Source organism: Chryseobacterium arachidis, from assembly GCF_900129245.1.
GTDB lineage: Bacteria > Bacteroidota > Bacteroidia > Flavobacteriales > Weeksellaceae > Chryseobacterium > Chryseobacterium arachidis.
In genome coordinates this window covers 656853-673270 of the sequence record NZ_FQUT01000001.1, presented here as the reverse complement: position 1 = coordinate 673270, position 16418 = coordinate 656853, and the positions used below count along the sequence as shown (strand labels likewise).

At 36.3% G+C, this 16418-nt stretch carries 15 protein-coding genes; 6 read left to right on the top strand and 9 right to left on the bottom strand.

Going from position 1 to position 16418, the window contains the following annotated elements; all coding sequences use genetic code 11:
* Positions 1 to 13 precede the first annotated feature (13 nt).
* The 3 genes from BUA89_RS03005 to BUA89_RS02995 form a co-directional block, all read right to left on the bottom strand.
* Entirely contained in the window at positions 14 to 925 is a 912-nt protein-coding gene (locus BUA89_RS03005) for a sialate O-acetylesterase (protein ID WP_072953289.1), read from the bottom strand.
* Between the two features lie 116 nt (positions 926 to 1041).
* Positions 1042 to 2052, bottom strand: coding sequence for a WD40/YVTN/BNR-like repeat-containing protein (locus BUA89_RS03000; protein WP_072953137.1), 1011 nt, complete (start codon positions 2050 to 2052; stop codon positions 1042 to 1044).
* 62 nt (positions 2053 to 2114) lie between these two features.
* Positions 2115 to 3632 carry an APC family permease gene (locus BUA89_RS02995; RefSeq protein ID WP_083531574.1) on the bottom strand — a complete coding sequence of 506 codons (1518 nt, stop codon included), beginning with the start codon at positions 3630 to 3632 and terminating at the stop codon, positions 2115 to 2117.
* Between the two features lie 165 nt (positions 3633 to 3797).
* Between BUA89_RS02995 and pnuC the strand changes: the two genes are divergently transcribed.
* From pnuC to BUA89_RS02970, 5 genes are all read left to right on the top strand, one after another.
* Entirely contained in the window at positions 3798 to 4466 is a 669-nt protein-coding gene (pnuC, locus tag BUA89_RS02990; protein ID WP_072953136.1) for a nicotinamide riboside transporter PnuC, read from the top strand.
* A 7-nt stretch (positions 4467 to 4473) separates the two neighbouring features.
* A complete protein-coding gene (locus BUA89_RS02985) occupies positions 4474 to 5130 on the top strand; it encodes a hypothetical protein (RefSeq protein WP_072953135.1) in 657 nt (218 codons plus the stop codon).
* A gap of 105 nt (positions 5131 to 5235) precedes the next feature.
* Positions 5236 to 6003 carry a diaminopimelate epimerase gene (gene dapF / locus BUA89_RS02980; protein WP_072953134.1) on the top strand — a complete coding sequence of 256 codons (768 nt, stop codon included), beginning with the start codon at positions 5236 to 5238 and terminating at the stop codon, positions 6001 to 6003.
* A gap of 24 nt (positions 6004 to 6027) precedes the next feature.
* The gene (gene mltG, locus BUA89_RS02975) at positions 6028 to 7053 is read left to right on the top strand and encodes an endolytic transglycosylase MltG (RefSeq protein ID WP_072953133.1); all 1026 of its coding nucleotides are present in this window, start codon (positions 6028 to 6030) and stop codon (positions 7051 to 7053) included.
* A gap of 169 nt (positions 7054 to 7222) precedes the next feature.
* Positions 7223 to 9784, top strand: coding sequence for a TonB-dependent receptor domain-containing protein (locus BUA89_RS02970; RefSeq protein WP_072953132.1), 2562 nt, complete (start codon positions 7223 to 7225; stop codon positions 9782 to 9784).
* 49 nt (positions 9785 to 9833) lie between these two features.
* Here the strand turns inward: BUA89_RS02970 and BUA89_RS02965 are convergent, their stop codons facing one another.
* Genes BUA89_RS02965 through BUA89_RS02950 form a run of 4 tightly spaced genes read right to left on the bottom strand, consistent with a single transcriptional unit; the run spans position 9834 to position 12896 of the window.
* Complete coding sequence (locus tag BUA89_RS02965; RefSeq protein WP_072953131.1) at positions 9834 to 10286, bottom strand: adenylyltransferase/cytidyltransferase family protein; 453 nt, start codon at positions 10284 to 10286, stop codon at positions 9834 to 9836.
* A gap of 30 nt (positions 10287 to 10316) precedes the next feature.
* Entirely contained in the window at positions 10317 to 11339 is a 1023-nt protein-coding gene (gene galE, locus BUA89_RS02960; RefSeq protein ID WP_072953130.1) for a UDP-glucose 4-epimerase GalE, read from the bottom strand.
* Positions 11340 to 11355: 16 nt separating this feature from the next.
* On the bottom strand, positions 11356 to 11775 hold the full coding sequence (locus BUA89_RS02955; RefSeq protein ID WP_228420513.1) for a hypothetical protein: 420 nt from the start codon (positions 11773 to 11775) through the stop codon (positions 11356 to 11358).
* Positions 11772 to 12896, bottom strand: coding sequence for a DegT/DnrJ/EryC1/StrS family aminotransferase (locus BUA89_RS02950; RefSeq protein ID WP_072953129.1), 1125 nt, complete (start codon positions 12894 to 12896; stop codon positions 11772 to 11774). Before BUA89_RS02950 ends, BUA89_RS02955 begins: the two co-directional genes overlap by 4 nt.
* An 86-nt stretch (positions 12897 to 12982) precedes the next feature.
* Between BUA89_RS02950 and BUA89_RS02945 the strand changes: the two genes are divergently transcribed.
* Entirely contained in the window at positions 12983 to 14590 is a 1608-nt protein-coding gene (locus tag BUA89_RS02945) for a S8/S53 family peptidase (RefSeq protein WP_072953128.1), read from the top strand.
* A 48-nt stretch (positions 14591 to 14638) separates the two neighbouring features.
* On the opposite strand, the gene BUA89_RS02940 is transcribed toward BUA89_RS02945, so the two are convergent.
* Together BUA89_RS02940 and BUA89_RS02935 are read right to left on the bottom strand one after the other, a co-directional pair.
* On the bottom strand, positions 14639 to 15553 hold the full coding sequence (locus tag BUA89_RS02940; protein ID WP_072953127.1) for an alpha/beta hydrolase family protein: 915 nt from the start codon (positions 15551 to 15553) through the stop codon (positions 14639 to 14641).
* A 107-nt stretch (positions 15554 to 15660) separates the two neighbouring features.
* A complete protein-coding gene (locus tag BUA89_RS02935) occupies positions 15661 to 16410 on the bottom strand; it encodes a hypothetical protein (RefSeq protein WP_228420512.1) in 750 nt (249 codons plus the stop codon).
* Positions 16411 to 16418: the final 8 nt, after the last annotated feature.

The following is a 16418-nucleotide window of genomic DNA, read 5'->3' as shown; positions in this document are numbered from 1 at the left end:
ATCATGAAATATATTAGGGTTTATTTTCGAAATTTATAATGAGTCTAAATACTTCTTCGGCAAATTTCTGCCCCATATCGATGTAACCTGCACTGTTGTAATGCCATGGATCATCGCCGTAACCGTAGTTTTTCGTTGAACGGACAATCGCAGCATTTTTATCGCCCCTTACAAATTTTTCCTGAGCATACTGAACCAACTCTCCCATCTTCCAGACTTTTCCCGATTTATCTTTTCCCGAATCTGAAATTTTTCCGATCACAACAGGAAGATCATCCGTTAATAAAGTCGCTCGCATCTGATTCATCAATGTTTTTAAATGGTCATAATAACGATTGGCAATCGCTTCATCATAACTTGCATCGCCTTCTCCCTGCATCCAAAGAATTCCCGAAGGAATGATCTGATCTTTTTTGCCATTTCGATCAATATCAGTTTCAGATAAAGCATTTTTTACGGTTTTTAAGAAATTATCATATTGATTCACTCCGTTTTTTCCATTAAAATCAGAATCCCAGCAACCAAAACCCGCTCTTGCGGCGCTGTCGATTGAAGTTCCTTCTCTGGCATATTTTATTAAAGCAATCCTGTCATTTGGAAAAAGTTCTTTCATCTTTTTCGCAAAAGATAGCTCCAAACCAAACCTATCTGAAAGCGTATTTGTTTTTCCGTCTGTTTTAAAACCTGTTCCGTTTCCGGGTTTCAGAACGTCCCATTTCCCAATTCCACCATTCATATCGCCGTCCGGAACAGAATTTCCCTGGAAAATATAAACATCTTTCAACGCTTTCAAATCGTTCGGAAGATCTTTATTAAAACCAAAACCATTCATATTCGATTGTCCGGCTAAGATAAAAACACGAATTTTTTGAGTATAAAATAAAGTTGGAATTAATAAAAGAAACAATACTTTCAGATTTCTCATTTTGAAAATTTGATCAAAGGTAGTTTGAAAAATGTTTTCTAAAAAACGAATTCCTCTATATTTCAGATTTAAAAATTGATTTAAGCTTAAAATTGCCTGAAGCATATTGTATGAATCTAATTCATTTTCATTTTTAAAATTCGGTCTTTTCCTGCAAAAATAATGGTATTCGGATCTGCCCATTCACAAACGTAGAGATTTTTTTCGTCTGAAATTTTCTTCCAAGTGTTCCCAAAATCTGAAGAGTAACTGATGTGTTTATCTCCGACAGAAATGATTTCTTTTCCTTTGGAACCCGGCTTAATTTTCACACATGTCGTGTACCCTGCATTTTGCCCTGATGCCTGAATTTGCCAGGTTTCACCACCATCGTTTGTAGTAGCAATATTGTTGATATTGGCGTCCTGTTTTGTGTAATCTCCACCAACTGCAATCCCGAATTTATCCTCCGCGAAATCTATAGAATATATTCCCTGAGAAGATTCTCCCTGAATAATTGGAGTATTGAAAATTTTAAACTGATTATTCTTAAAATTTAATTTTAAAATTCTTGATGCTTTTCCACCGGTTGCGATCCACAAGTTATTTTTGGTTGATGAAATATTGGTATTGCTCGCAGCAAAAGCAGCTTCCCCTTCATTTAGTTTGATGTCATTTCCAAACATGCTCCATTTTCCATTTTTAAGCAAAGCCAATTTTAATGTATTATCCTTGTCTGCGTCACTAAAAGCATAAGCAAGCTTATCGTTAACAAAATGAAGTGCGTCATAAAAAGCCGTTTTTGCCGTATCTTTAAACACAACTTCAGATTTTAAATCTTTTTTATTGATCTTAAAAAACTCACCGGGACTTTCAATATTGATGGCATAAAAAGAATCCTTATTCTGACCTAATGTTCTAAACTGAAGCTTCTTTTCTGATAATTTTATCTGTTTTTGATTCTTAGAATTTTTTAAATCAACAAAACCAAATTTAGAATCTGTTCCACTGTACCAGACTTTATTGTCATACAGCTCGATAGCTCTAATGCTGATCTTATCATTAAAAATGGTTTCTATACTTTTAATCTGTTGGGAAAAAGCCAATATTTCGAAGAATGTAAATACGATTGGAAATATTTTTTTCATACTGACAAAAATAAAAAATCCACAGAATTCTGTGGATTTTATTTGATCTATTTATTGAAATTTTAATCTAAATCAGGTTTTTCTAAAGGCTCCTGCTCTGCTTTAAAAGTTTCACCATAACCTACTTTGTGAAGTTTACTGTTTTTCAAACTGTAAGTAAAGTAAATGATTACTCCTAGTGCCAGCCATCCTAAAGAAAGATATTTTGCTTCATGGCTCAGGTTCCAGATCAGGTAAACGTTGATACAGATACCTAATGTAGCAATCACCGGTAGTGCAGGAACTTTGAATGTTCTTGGCATATTCGGTTCTTTTTTTCTTAAGATCCAAACCGCTACACAAACCATTGTAAACGCAAATAACGTCCCGAAACTTGTCATGTCCGCCAATTTGCTGATTGGAGTAAACGCTGCAACCGTCGCAATTACAATCCCTAACAACATTAAACTTTTAGCCGGAGTTTTTCTTATTGGGTGTACATCGCTGAACATTTTAGGAATTAAACCATCTTTAGACATTCCCAAGAAGATTCTGGATTGTCCCATGATCATTACCATCAATACGGAAACCAAACCTACTGTCGCTGCAATCGTAATAATGTAGCCAGCCCATCCCTGTCCTGCAATTTCAAATGCATATGCCACAGGAGCTTTGATAGCATCCGGATATTTCCCTTGAGGATTGAAATCCGAATAATGCATCATTCCCGTAAGTACCAAAGACACTAAGATATATAACCCTGTACAAACTAAAAGTGAAGCAATAATCGCAAAAGGAACATCTTTTTTAGGATTAATAGCCTCACCTGCCTGTGTAGAAACCGCGTCAAAACCAACGTAAGCAAAGAAAATTGCTGCTGCTCCGGAGATAATCCCCTGAATTCCGTAGGCTTCTTTCATATTTTCACCTTCTTTCACCATTGTAGCAGCAGGAATGAAAGGATTCCAGTTGTCTGCATTAATGAAGAAAACTCCTGCAATGATTACAAATAATACCGCAGAAACTTTCATAATTACGATAAGATTATTTGCTTTGGCAGCCTCTTTTGTTCCTTTAATTAAGATTGATATTACTACAAGCACAATTACAAAAGCAGGTAAATTCATAGAAAAACCTTCTCCCGTATAGCTTGCAGGATCTGAAGTAAGATAATCCGGCAAATGCAGGCCGAACATCTTCAGTAGCTTATTAAAATATCCGGACCAGGAAACGGCAACTGTCATGGAGCCCATTGCATATTCCAGGATAAGCCCCCAACCGATAATCCAAGCAAAAATTTCACCTACCGTTCCGTATGCATACGCATAAGCAGAACCCTCTACAGGCAAAATGGATGCAAATTCTGAATAACACAATGCTGCGAATACACATGCGATTCCGGCAATAACGAAAGAAAGAGCTAATGCAGGGCCTGCATGATAATAAGCTCCTGTACCTGTAAGTACGAAAATTCCTCCACCGATAATAGCTCCGATACCGATAGCTGTAAGACTCCATTTACCGAGTACTCTTTTGAGCTGACTGCTTTTCATATCATTTTCGAAAGCACTCATCGGTTTTTTGGTCCAAATTTTAGACATATTTTATTATTTATTAAAGATTTACGAAAATATAAAAAATTTAGAAACCTTAACGTTTATTAATAAATTTTCAACGTTAATTTTAAATATAAAAACTTAAAATTCTGATTTTCACAATATTTAAATCATTTTAAAGTCTCTGGATTTTTGTTTATTTTTGATCACATGAATTTATACGATCTTTTCGTAAAACCCTACGAAACCTACAGTACAGCACAGATTCTTATGGAAGCCTCTGCTACGGTATTCGGAATTTTGAGTGTTTATTTTTCTATTAAAAAAAATATCTGGGTCTATCCTACCGGAATTGTTTCCACATTAATTTATGTATACATTCTTTTTAACTTCGGATTGCTTGGAGATTGCATGATTAATGTTTATTATACGGTCATGAGCGTTTACGGATGGATCTTGTGGGCAAAGAATTCTGAAGACCACATTCATGTGGAGGTAAATTGGGCATCAAAAAAAGAATGGGGCTATGGGATTTTACTTTTTGTATTAAGTTTAATCTTAGTAACAGGAGTCTATTATTACAAACCCTATATTGATAATCAGTTTTCTATGAAAGCCGTGAATCTTGGGTTGTATCACCTGGATTGGGGAAACTGGCTGGACGTAGTCACTACCTCCGTATTTTTGGTCGGGATGTGGTTTATGGCAAAAAGACGTATTGAAAACTGGATTTTTTGGATCATTGGAGATTTTATCTGTATCCCTATGATGATTTATAAAGGTCTCGGTATCACTTCGGTTCAATATTTGGTATTTACAATAATGGCGATACAGGGATACGCCGAATGGAAAAAAAGTTATAAAGAAAAAAAGTTATAAAAAAGTCATGAAAAATTTATTAAAAATAGCATTCAGTGTTATTACTATAGCAAGTTTAGCATCTTGTACAGTATATTCGGATCCTTACGCAAATTCGTATGGAGATCCATATTACGATAACGGATATTATTACGCTCCTCAGGGATATTACGGAAATGGAGGATATTGGGGAAATGACGGGTACTATTACCGAAATAATTATACTTATTATTACGACAATGGTATGCCGTATTATTATCAGAATTACGATAATTCCAGAAGAAAAGTATATGTAGAAAGAAGATCCGGCTCTAACGGAACAACTTCTGCAAGACCTAATAACGGTTTCAGAGGAAATGTAAATGATAGAACTTCAAATAACAACAATGGAGGTTTCAGACAGAACAACACCCAAAACCAGAACAGCGGATTCAGAAACCAGCCGCAGAATACTCCGAGACAGCAGAATAACAGCGGGTTCAGGAATAATTCTTCCGGTAATACTTCAAACAATGGAGGCTTCAGAAACAATTCTTCCAACAGCAATTCCAACAGTGGATTCAGGAATAATTCCTCCAATAACAATTCGAACAGCGGAAGCTTCAGAAATAATTCGGGAAGCTCATCCTCTCAACCTCAGCAAACTTCTCCTCAGCCAACGAGAAACGGAGGCGGGTTTAGATAAAACGATTATAAATAAGAAAACGGACAGCTAACACTGTTCGTTTTTTGTTTTAAATACAGTAATTTTGCATGTTCAATTTTAGACAAAATATTACATCGGAAAAATATGGAATTCTATAAATATCAAGGTACGGGAAACGATTTTGTAATGATAGACAATCGTTCCGGAGAATGGGATGACCTTTCAATTGAAAATATTCAAAAGCTTTGCGACCGCCGTTTCGGGATTGGCGCAGACGGACTGATAAAAATTAATACAGCTCCAGGCTATGATTTTGAAGTGGATTATTATAATTCCGACGGCTCTAAAAGCTTTTGTGGAAACGGCGCCCGCTGTTCGGTTGCCTTCGCTTTTTTTCTTGACATTTTTGAAGGTAAATGTAAATTCACCGCGATCGACGGAGAACATGTTGCCGAAATCCATAACGGGATTGTAAAATTAAAAATGGGTGATGTGGAAACAATTTCCAGAGACGGGGAAGATACAGTGATGAATACAGGGTCACCGCATTATGTAAAATATGTTGAAGATATCGTGAATTACAACGTTTTTGCAGAAGGAAACAGCATCAGAAATTCTGAAAACTATAAGGAAAAAGGTATCAATGTCAACTTCATGGAAAAAATTTCGGACGATGAAATTTTTGTAAGAACCTTTGAACGAGGTGTTGAGGACGAAACTTACAGCTGCGGCACAGGAGTTACGGCTTCGGCTTTAACTTTTCTTCAAAATAACAATCTAATCTCCGTAAAAGTTAAAACTTTAGGAGGAGATCTGAAAGTCTATGCCGAAAAAAAAGGAAGTTCTTTTCAGGATATTTGGCTTGAAGGACCGGCAAAACAAGTCTTCAAAGGGAAAATCGACCTAAATTAAACTAAAACTTTTAATCAACATTAAATGAAAAAAGCTATTCTCATAATCATCCTGCTTGTTTTTGTGGCGGGCGGATTTTTTGGTTTTAGATTTTATAAAAAATATTACGGAAACAATATTGAAAAGGACGGATATGTTTTAATCCCTCACAAGGCAAGTTTTAAACAAATCCTGGATTCTGCATCAAAATATGTTGACAATAAAGAATCTTTCGAGGCCGTAGCAAAAGAAAAGGATCTGGAAAAGTATTTCAAAGCAGGTAGATATCATTTTCAGAAAGGTTTGGGTAATGCCAACCTTGTAAATATGATTAAAGCCGGAAACCAAAGCGAAAACAGCTTCAGAATCGGTGATTTTGGTGATGTTTATCAGATGGTTGGTAAGGTTTCTAAAAAAACAGAACTGGATTCTCTTCAATTCGTGAACGATCTTAATGCTATTGCGAAAGAAAAAGGATACAGCAATGCAGAAGATCTTAAAAAATATTTCTTCATCGATACGTATAATTTTTTCTGGACCGTAACCCCGAAGGAATTCTTCAAAAAATTTGATGATCAGTACAATGAATTCTGGAACAGCGAAAGAAAAGCACAGGAACAGCAATCGGGCTTAACGAGAGATCAGATTTACGCTTTGGCATCGATTGTGTATAAAGAGTCCGGAGGTAAAAAGGATGAAATGAGAACCATTGCCGGGCTATATTTAAACCGTTATAGAAAAAATATGAAGTTACAGTCTGATCCAACAGTAATTTATGCTATTAATAAGCAGACCAACTTTAAAGATCAGATTAAAAGAGTTTTTTACAAGCATTTATCTACCCCGTCGCCTTATAACACGTATGCCAATAAAGGAATTCCTCCGGGACCAATCTGTGTGGTGGATAAAAATTCTGTAGATGCAGTTTTGGATGCAGAAAAAAACGATTATATCTTTATGTGTGCAGATCCGGCAAGATTCGGATACCACAAATTTACGGCAAGTGCGGAGCAGCACGCCATTAATGCAAAAGCATATCAGGACTGGCTGAATTCCAAAAATATAAAATAAGAAATAAATTTAACTTTATTTTAACAATATAACAACTAACATTTGGCAATTTAAATCGACATATACATTTACAAATAATAAATTAAACTTACTATTTTGAAATTTACCCAATTAACAATTTCACAATATTAAGAGAAATCTTTCACGATTTTACACAAAAAAATACCTTATGAATCAGACGGAAATCATTAACATTTTTACAAAAAAAACCTTAGGGCTTACTTTTGTACTTTCGGCGGCAGCACTTGCTTTTGCACAGGAGAAGGTAGGTATTTCCGGGTCGGTTGTCAGTAAAAACAATCAGCCCGTTCCTTACGCTTCTGTTACCTTCAGTAACAAAGCAAACAAACAACTCAGCGATGCGACGCTTACCGACGAAAAAGGGCAATATAAGCTTGATCTGGCTCCCGGTGCTTACGATATTACAATTGAGGCAATCGATTACCAGAAAAGTGTTGTGAATAAACAGATTGCAGCAGCAGGAAATATCGGCGCTTTATCCATTGATCCTGAAAAAAGTGCAACCAACTCAAAAACCACTGATATTCAAGGGGTAACCATTACAGCACAATCTACAAAACCTTATAAAGTTGAACTGGATAAAAGAACCTACGACCCATCTCAGGATATCGTAAGCAAGGGAGGAAATCTTCAGGATGTTCTTTCCAATGTTCCTTCGGTTTCTGTTGATACAGACGGTACTGTTTCTATGAGAGGAAGCTCGAACGTTAGATTTTTAATTAACGGAAAACCTTCTGCCCTTCTTGGAATTGATGATGGCGCCAATGCTTTGCAAAGTATTCCTGCCGATCAGATTGAGAGAATCGAGGTGATTACCAACCCGTCTTCTAAATTTGAAGCCAGCGGAACAGCCGGTATCTTAAATATTATTTTAAAGAAAAGCAAAAAAACAGGTTTTAACGGTAGCGTTATCGGGACTTTAGGATATCTTCCTCAAACCAACTTAAATGCTAACCTTAACTGGAGAAAAGGAAATGTAACGTGGTTTCTAAACGGTGGTGGTGGCTACCGAGAATCAAAAAACACCAGCAGAAATGATGATTATTTCAATGATGCTGTTTTAGATGACGATTTGGTAAAAAGAAATACAAATTCTGAAACCAAAAGTAAAAACAACAATTACAACGCTTCTGCAGGAATTGTATACGACATCACTGAGAGAACATCTGTAAATGCATCCGGTACGGTAAGAACGTTTGACAGCGAAAATTTCGGTAATATTGATTACAGTTACACACCGCTGAGAGATCCTTTTTACACCTCCAACAGAAGTACATTCGGAAGAAATAACAATTTAGCGTTTCAGGGTGACTTCGGATTAGATCATAAATTTGACGATAAGGGACAAAATTTGTCATTGTCATTAAGTTTACAAAGAAGCCGATCATACAATGATACCAATATTGATGATACGATTGATGATTTGAAAAACATTATTAATCAAAATACCATCAACAGATCTGTTATCGGTAAAGTTGATTACGAGTTGCCGATCGGAGAAAATTCAAAATTAGAAGCTGGATACAGGATTGATATCAATACAAACGATTACAGTAATGATGTCCGCGAGAGCACCTCAACACAGCCTTTAGATTTCCTGAAGCCGTATACTTACGATGCAACTTATAAAGAGACTTTCAATGCTTTTTATCTGCAGTTTAAAAGTAAAATCGGAAAATTGGGTTATCAGGTAGGTGTAAGAGATGAGTTGTCGAATGTGGATATCAATTACCTGAGTCTTGATCCCAATCCTGCTAAAAATTCAGTAATAACTACTAAAAATTACAATAATTTATTTCCCAGTGTCTATTTAAGCTACGAATTTGCAAAAGATAATCAGCTTCTATTAAATTATACCAGAAGAATAGACCGTCCGAGATCATTCTTTATGATTCCAAACCCGAATTATAGTGATAACCAGAATATCTTCGACGGAAATATCGACCTGAATCCTTCTTATGTAGATTCATTTGAATTTGGATACAGCATTTCTAAAAAGAAATTCACGATTAACCCGACATTATATTACAGACATCAGACTGATGACACAAAAATGCTGGTGTATAATATTTTGGCTACAGATGATAGTGGAGCGATTATTGATCCGAAGCGTATTGAATCTCATACAAAACCTATCAATTTAGGCTCGGATGACCGCTATGGTTTAGATCTGAACTTCAACTGGGATGCTACAAGCTGGCTGAAATTCCTTGGAAATGTAGATTTATTCGGATATAATACAAAAGGAAGTATTTTATATGATACTTATGACAGAGATTTAAATCCTACACAGGCTGTAGCAGATTTCAGCGGTAAAGGTTTTTCATCAAGAGCCAGACTTACTTCAACAATTAAAGTTGATAAAACATTCAGTTTCCAGTTACAGGGGTTTTACAGAGGAGGACAGAAGACGGCTTATCAGAATAGAAAAGATATGTATGCAGTGAGTCTTGGTGCTTCAAAAACAATTTGGAAAGGCGACGGAACGCTGGCATTTAATATACAGGATATTTTCAATACAAGAGCTATGAGATCTACCACGTACACTGCAAACAGTGTCCGAGACTCTTATATGCAGTGGCAGCCTAGACAGTTCTCGGTTTCTTTAACTTACAGATTCAAACAGGGCGAAAAAATCGAGCAGCCGAAAAGAAAAAAAGACATCAACTCCAACGCTACAGGAGACGATCAGCAAGGTGGGCCAATGTAATCCATCTTTTATACACAAAAAAATCCCGAAAATTACTTCGGGATTTTTTTTATTTTACGGTTTCTGCTCTCGCAATTTTTTCAAGTTCAGCCTCGTAAATTCTTCTTCTTAAATCGCTGGAAGAAAACCTGTGATCTCTTTTGTTGTAAAAGATTTCAATCCCTTTTTCTTCGCAGTATTTTTTACCTGTAAAGTCTCTGTCCAGATAATCATCCCCGATAATTCTTACATCAATTACAAAAGATTTCAGAATATCCAGTAGGTCCTCTTCTGTGTAATATGGTATAATCTCATCCACGGCATCTACTGCCTTCAGCTGAATATATCTTTCTACGATTGTCTGAGTCGGTTTATTTTTATTGGGACGGTCATGAGAAGGATCGATCTGCAGACCTACGATAAGGTAATCACAAACTGTCTTTGCCTCTTCCAGCATTTTAATATGCCCTGCATGCAGTAGATCGAAAGACGAAAACGTAATGCCTATTCTTTGTGTTTTCATATAATAAATTCTTTAATGTATAACTTAATTTTAAGCGTTTCTGGTGTTTAAATATTGTTGCCACTGCCAAACGGTTCTCAGGGCTTCCTCTAAAGAGGTTTCCGACTTCCAGTTGAGCTCTTTCTGGGCTTTATCTACATTGGCATAAGCAATGGTTATATCTCCTTCCCTCCTGTCGCAAATCTGATAAGGAACAGCAACATTATTAGCCGTCTCAAAAGCTTTCACGACTTCCAATACCGAAGATCCTTTTCCTGTACCCAAATTGTAAATATCAATCGTAGCCACATCAGAATGGTCCTCCATTAATTTTTTCAGAGCCACTACATGCGCCTTTGCAAGATCAACCACGTAGATATAATCGCGCACTGCTGTTCCGTCAACTGTAGGATAATCATCGCCCCAGACGTTCAGCTTCTCGCGAATTCCGGCCGCGGTCTGCATCACGTAAGGTACTAAATTATTCGGAACCCCAATCGGTAATTCTCCAATAATTCCTGACGGATGGGCACCAATGGGATTAAAATATCTCAGTAAAGAAATTTTTCGGTGATAAGCTTTTGCAAAATCCATTAAAATTTCTTCTCCCATCTGTTTTGTTTTACCGTAAACGCTTTCAGGTAACTTCAATGGAGTATTTTCATCAATCGGCATCTGGTCTGCCTGTCCGTAAACGGTGCAAGATGAACTGAAAATAAAATTAGAGATTCCTCTTTCCTTGAATTCCTGTAAAATATTGATTAATGAAAACAAATTATTTTCGTAGTAATCAACCGGTTTTATCTGGCTTTCGCCAACCGCCTTAGACGCTGCAAAATTGATACACCCGTCTATCTGGTGGGCATCGAAAACCTGTGTTAAAAGCTCCTTTCTTTTAAGATCAAAAGGATAAAATACAGGCTTTTTTCCTGTAATTTCTTCTATATTTTTTAAAATAAATCTTTCTGAATTGGATAAGTCGTCTACAATAACAACTTCAAAATTGTTATTCAAAAGTTCTACCACCGTGTGCGAACCGATATATCCAAGACCTCCCGTTACGAGTATTGCCATTCTTTAGTTATTGTTTTTAATCGTTGTGCTTTCCTATTTCTTCTATCTCATTTATTCCTTTATCCTGCTTTATTTTAAACATGTTTACAATGATTAAAATTACAATAAATAAAACAAAAAATTTAAAATGAGGATATGTTGCTATCATATTCCATCCTTTGCTTAAAAATCCCAGCACAACATAATATCCGGAAAAAATAATATTTAAAACCAAGCCTGAATTAAGAAATAAGACCGCTTTATCGTATTTTTCAAGCAAGTTAATAAATGCGAAGGAATTTACAATAATTGATAAACCAACAAGAAGTAAACTTAATATACTGAAGTTTTCAAACAGTGCAAAAATTGAAAATGCAGATATCAGAAAAAATATTAGACTTGTTATTACCGCTAAATAATATACAAGTCTATATTTAAATATCTTTCTTTTCATCATCCCATAAACTCCAATACAGCCTCTGTAATATATTTCAGCTGCTCTTCATCCAATTCCGTATGCATCGGAAGAGAAATTACCTGGTCTAACAATTTATCTGTATTTACAAAATCGGCATCATTGCTTTCCTGATAATACGCTTTCTGTTTTCTTAAAGCGACAGGATAATAGATCATTGCCGGAATTTCTTTTTCAGTTAAAAATTTCTGTAATTCATTACGTTTACCGTTCAGAATTCTCAAAGTATATTGGTGAAAAACGTGCGTAGAATTTTCCGCTCTTTTCGGAGTTAAAATATTGGGGTGATTGGCAAAAGCTTCATCATAAAAATCCGCAGCTTTTCCTCTCGCTTCGTTATAAGCATCCAAATGAGGAAGTTTTTTTCTTAAAACTGCCGCCTGAACGCTGTCTAATCTTGAATTTACCCCCACCTCATCATGATAATATCTTTCGTACATTCCGTGGTTTACAATACCTCTTAAACGATGAGCCAGCTCATCATTATTGGTAAAAATTGCACCTCCGTCACCATAACATCCTAAGTTTTTGGAAGGAAAAAAAGAAGTCGTTCCCACCGTAGACATTGTTCCGGCACTTTTTACCGTTCCGTCCGAAAATGTATATTCCGAGCCAATCGCCTGCGCATTATCTTCAATGACATATAAATTATGTTCTTCAGCAATCTTTAAAATTTCTTCCATATTCGCACACTGCCCGAAAATATGTACGGGAATGATCGCTTTTGTTTTTGGAGTGATCGCTTTTTTTATCGCTTCTGTAGAAATCGTGAACGTATCATAATCCACATCTACCAAAACAGATTTAAGCTTCAATAAATGAATAACTTCTACGGTTGCCGCAAAAGTAAAATCAGCAGTAATGATCTCATCTCCTTCCTTTAAATCCAGTGCCATTAAAGCAATCTGCAGGGCATCTGTTCCGTTGGCGCAAGGAATCACGTGTTTTACATCCAAATAAGACTCCAATTCATTCTGGAATGACTTTACTTCAGGGCCGTTAATAAAAGCCGCCGAATCCATTACATTTAAAACTGCATTATCTACTTCATTCTTTATTTTGTAATACTGACTTTGTAAGTCAACCATTTGAATCTTTTTCATAAATAAATATTTCTGTAAAAATAAGGAATTTAAAATCCCATCAAAAATTTTATTGATTTTGTTTTATCTTTATACAAAATAAATACATGAAAAAAACTTTACTCTTTTGTCTCTTAGCGGGTTACTCTGTAAGTTTTGCACAGACATCGCTCGTTTTTGTCTTTTTTAAAGACAAACCAAACAAAGCTGCATTTTATGCAAACCCTTTATCAGAGCTTACTCAGAAGTCATTGAACCGAAGGACAGCATTAGGCGTTGCTTTAAACGATCAGGATGCACCGATTGAACAATCTTATATCAACAATATTCAAAGTTTAGGATTTACGGTTACAGACTATTCGAAATGGCTGAATGGTGTCGCGGTAAATGCTACTCCAGCCCAGATTACAACACTTCAGGCACAAACGTATGTCCTGTCCGTAGAAAGTTTTGCTAAAAATTCTTCTACAGTTCCCAAAACACTTCCCGTTAACAAATGGGAAAACTGGGACCAGTCCGCCAGCAAAAACTTAACTGTATTTGATTATGGTTCAGGTTCCGAGCAGATCGATCAGGTAAACATCCGTCCGCTTCACCTTGCGGGATATACAGGCACGGGGGTTACAGTAGCAGTAATTGATTCAGGTTTTCCGTCCGTAGATACAGGATCTGTATATTCAAGATTATGGACTAACAATCACATTAAGGGAGGTTATGATTTTGTAACAAAAACCCCGGATATTTATAATCCTTCCCTGAATGGTCACGGTTCTGTTATTTTAGGCGCCATCGGAGGATATATCCAGGATACTTTTGTAGGTTCGGCACCCGATGCAGATTTTTACCTTTACCGCAGCGAAAATGCAAGTGTAGAAATCCCTGAAGAAGAGCTTTACTGGATTGAAGCTGCCGAAGAGGCCGACCGAAAAGGCGTGGATATGATTACCACATCTTTAGGATACGCCACCTTCGACGATCCGAAATATAACTATACTTATGCCAACCTCAACGGAACAACCTCTTTTATTGCCAGAGGAGCTGAAATAGCTGTAAATAAAGGAATCTTTGTATTGTTCGCCGCCGGAAATTCCGGGGCACAGCCATGGCATTATATTCTTACTCCGGCAGATAATGCCAAAGTTTTCACTATAGGATCTGTAGATTCCGCAGGAGCTTCCTCAAGCTTTTCTTCTTACGGACCGAATTCTGCCGGCGTAATAAAACCGGACGGCAGTACAAGAGGATCTGCATCCATTTCTGTGTACAACGATGCTACATTGGTGGTTAACGGAACATCGATTGCCACTCCGATTGCAGCAGGCGGAGTAGCCTGTTTGATCCAGGCTTTTACCACCATGAACAGAGATATGATGAGAACCAGACTGAGAGAAACGGCATCTCTTTTCCCAAATCATACCGACCAGATGGGATTTGGAATTCTTAATTTCGGAAAGTTTTATAATAATGTTTTAAGCACCTCCGAATTGGTAAAGAAAAACAGCGTTGCCATTTTCCCGAATCCTGTTAAAAATATTCTGAATATAGCAACGGATCTGGAAGTTCTTTCTTTGGAAGTTTACGATAATTTGGGAAGATTAATTACAAAAGTTAATCATCAGAAATCTGTAAAAGTTGAAGATTTTGCAAAAGGAGTTTATTACCTGAAAATTCAGACAATGGATAAAATTTATTATGAAAAATTCATAAAAGAATAATAAAAAAGAGCTGTTAAAAATTGATTAAACAGCTCTTTTTAGTTGAAACTATTGATTAAAATGTTTCAAAATCCAGTGTAAGCATTCCTCAGAATCCATGATGCTCCAGGAATGCGGATGCCTGAAACCTTCAGGTCGGATTCCTCTGTCGTTAACAATAACTAAATCTGCATCTTTATGTCCTTTTAATTTTAACAGATTCATCATTGCAGTGATACTGATGCAATTCGTATCGTACAAATCTCTGCCCCGGTTGTTCATCTGCCACATAATTCCGGGCTCTGTGTACATCAGAATCGGAATATTCATCAGGTATTTTGCATTGCCACCATCTTTTTCAGTGTATAAAAACATAGACTCTTTAATGTAATTATCTCTGTTTTTGTCGGGATAGCCAATCGCTTCCACCATTTCTTTGCTAAAATATTTTGCCTCGTTTACGGCTGGCTCAGAATAATTTCTTTCGATATCACGGTTTAACTGATAATACATTTTTTCGTAATCAAGTGGCGGATCAAGAGCAAAAATTGAATTGGGAGTAAAATAAGTATTTTTATCTCTCACGGCAATTTCAGCATATTTTACCGCTAACATTCCACCGTAAGACAATCCACCGATAGCAATTTTATCTTTCGGAATTTTGTGTTTTTCAACAATATCTTTTGCTATTCTGTCTAAAAATTTTCTTTCGATATCCATTTTAAAATCGCCGTCTTCAAAACCAGGAAAAACAACAATCAAGTTTTTCTCAGCTGCCAGTTCATCCAGATAAATCTGATTCATTACCCTTTCAGGAGTTTCACCACCACCGGGCAAAATCATAATCATTCCGGCAGGTTTGCCTTCCGGTATTATTTTATAGTAATAATTAGGAGTATCTTTAAAAGTGATCTTTTCAGGTTTTTGAGCAAAAACTGCCATGGAAAAAACAGTGAAAAATGTAACGAAAAATTTAAGGTTCATTGGATATTAGTTTAAAATTAAGCGATAAAAAAACTATCCGAAAGTATGGATAGTTTTAATTTTATGATTAGAACGATTTTTGTTTCCTTTTATTTTGTCATACTTATTTAGGAGGCTTCCAGTTCATCAAAATCTTTAATTTCCGAAAGCATAATTGGTTTCTGGACAGGAATTTTACTCCAGGTTTCTTCAAACACCTCTTCACCGCTATCCGCATTCGGATTTGTGTTTTCTCTGTACTGCTTTTTTCCTGTTAAATAATTAATACTCGTTTCATTATTCACTACAGGGCCGTGATTATCGCTTGCATCATAACCAATTAACTGAAAATCTGAACCTTTCAGCCTGAAAGTATATTTCCAGTAGCCGTATCTTCCATGAGCATAATGAACAAACAGATTTCCTTTTTCAGCATACACCATTAATTCCGGAGCGTAATACACTCCGCCTTCTTCATTTTCTGAGGAAAAACAACTATTATTTTCAACAATCAGCTGATAGTCATCGTTTTTAGTTTTCAAAAGAACAATAATTCCTCTGCGGTTGCGGTCTAATTCGCCCTGACTTTCGTGCTGAATTACTTTATCTTTTGCTGTGCCTTTGATAATTAAAATACAGTCTTTCAGTCCGTCATTATTGAGGTCGCCATAAACCTCCTCAAAGAGCACGTAGCCATTCGGTAAAAAATCGGCTGGTTTTTTCTTATTTCCGGTTCCCACGTGATCTTTTATCGCTTTTTCCACGGATAAAGCCTCATTCTTCGCAGCCGGCGGTAGTTTATCTTTTTTTGAGTCTTTACAACCGACTGAAATAAACAGTCCAACTGCAACCATTGACCCATACAACAAGTTTCTCATACAGGATT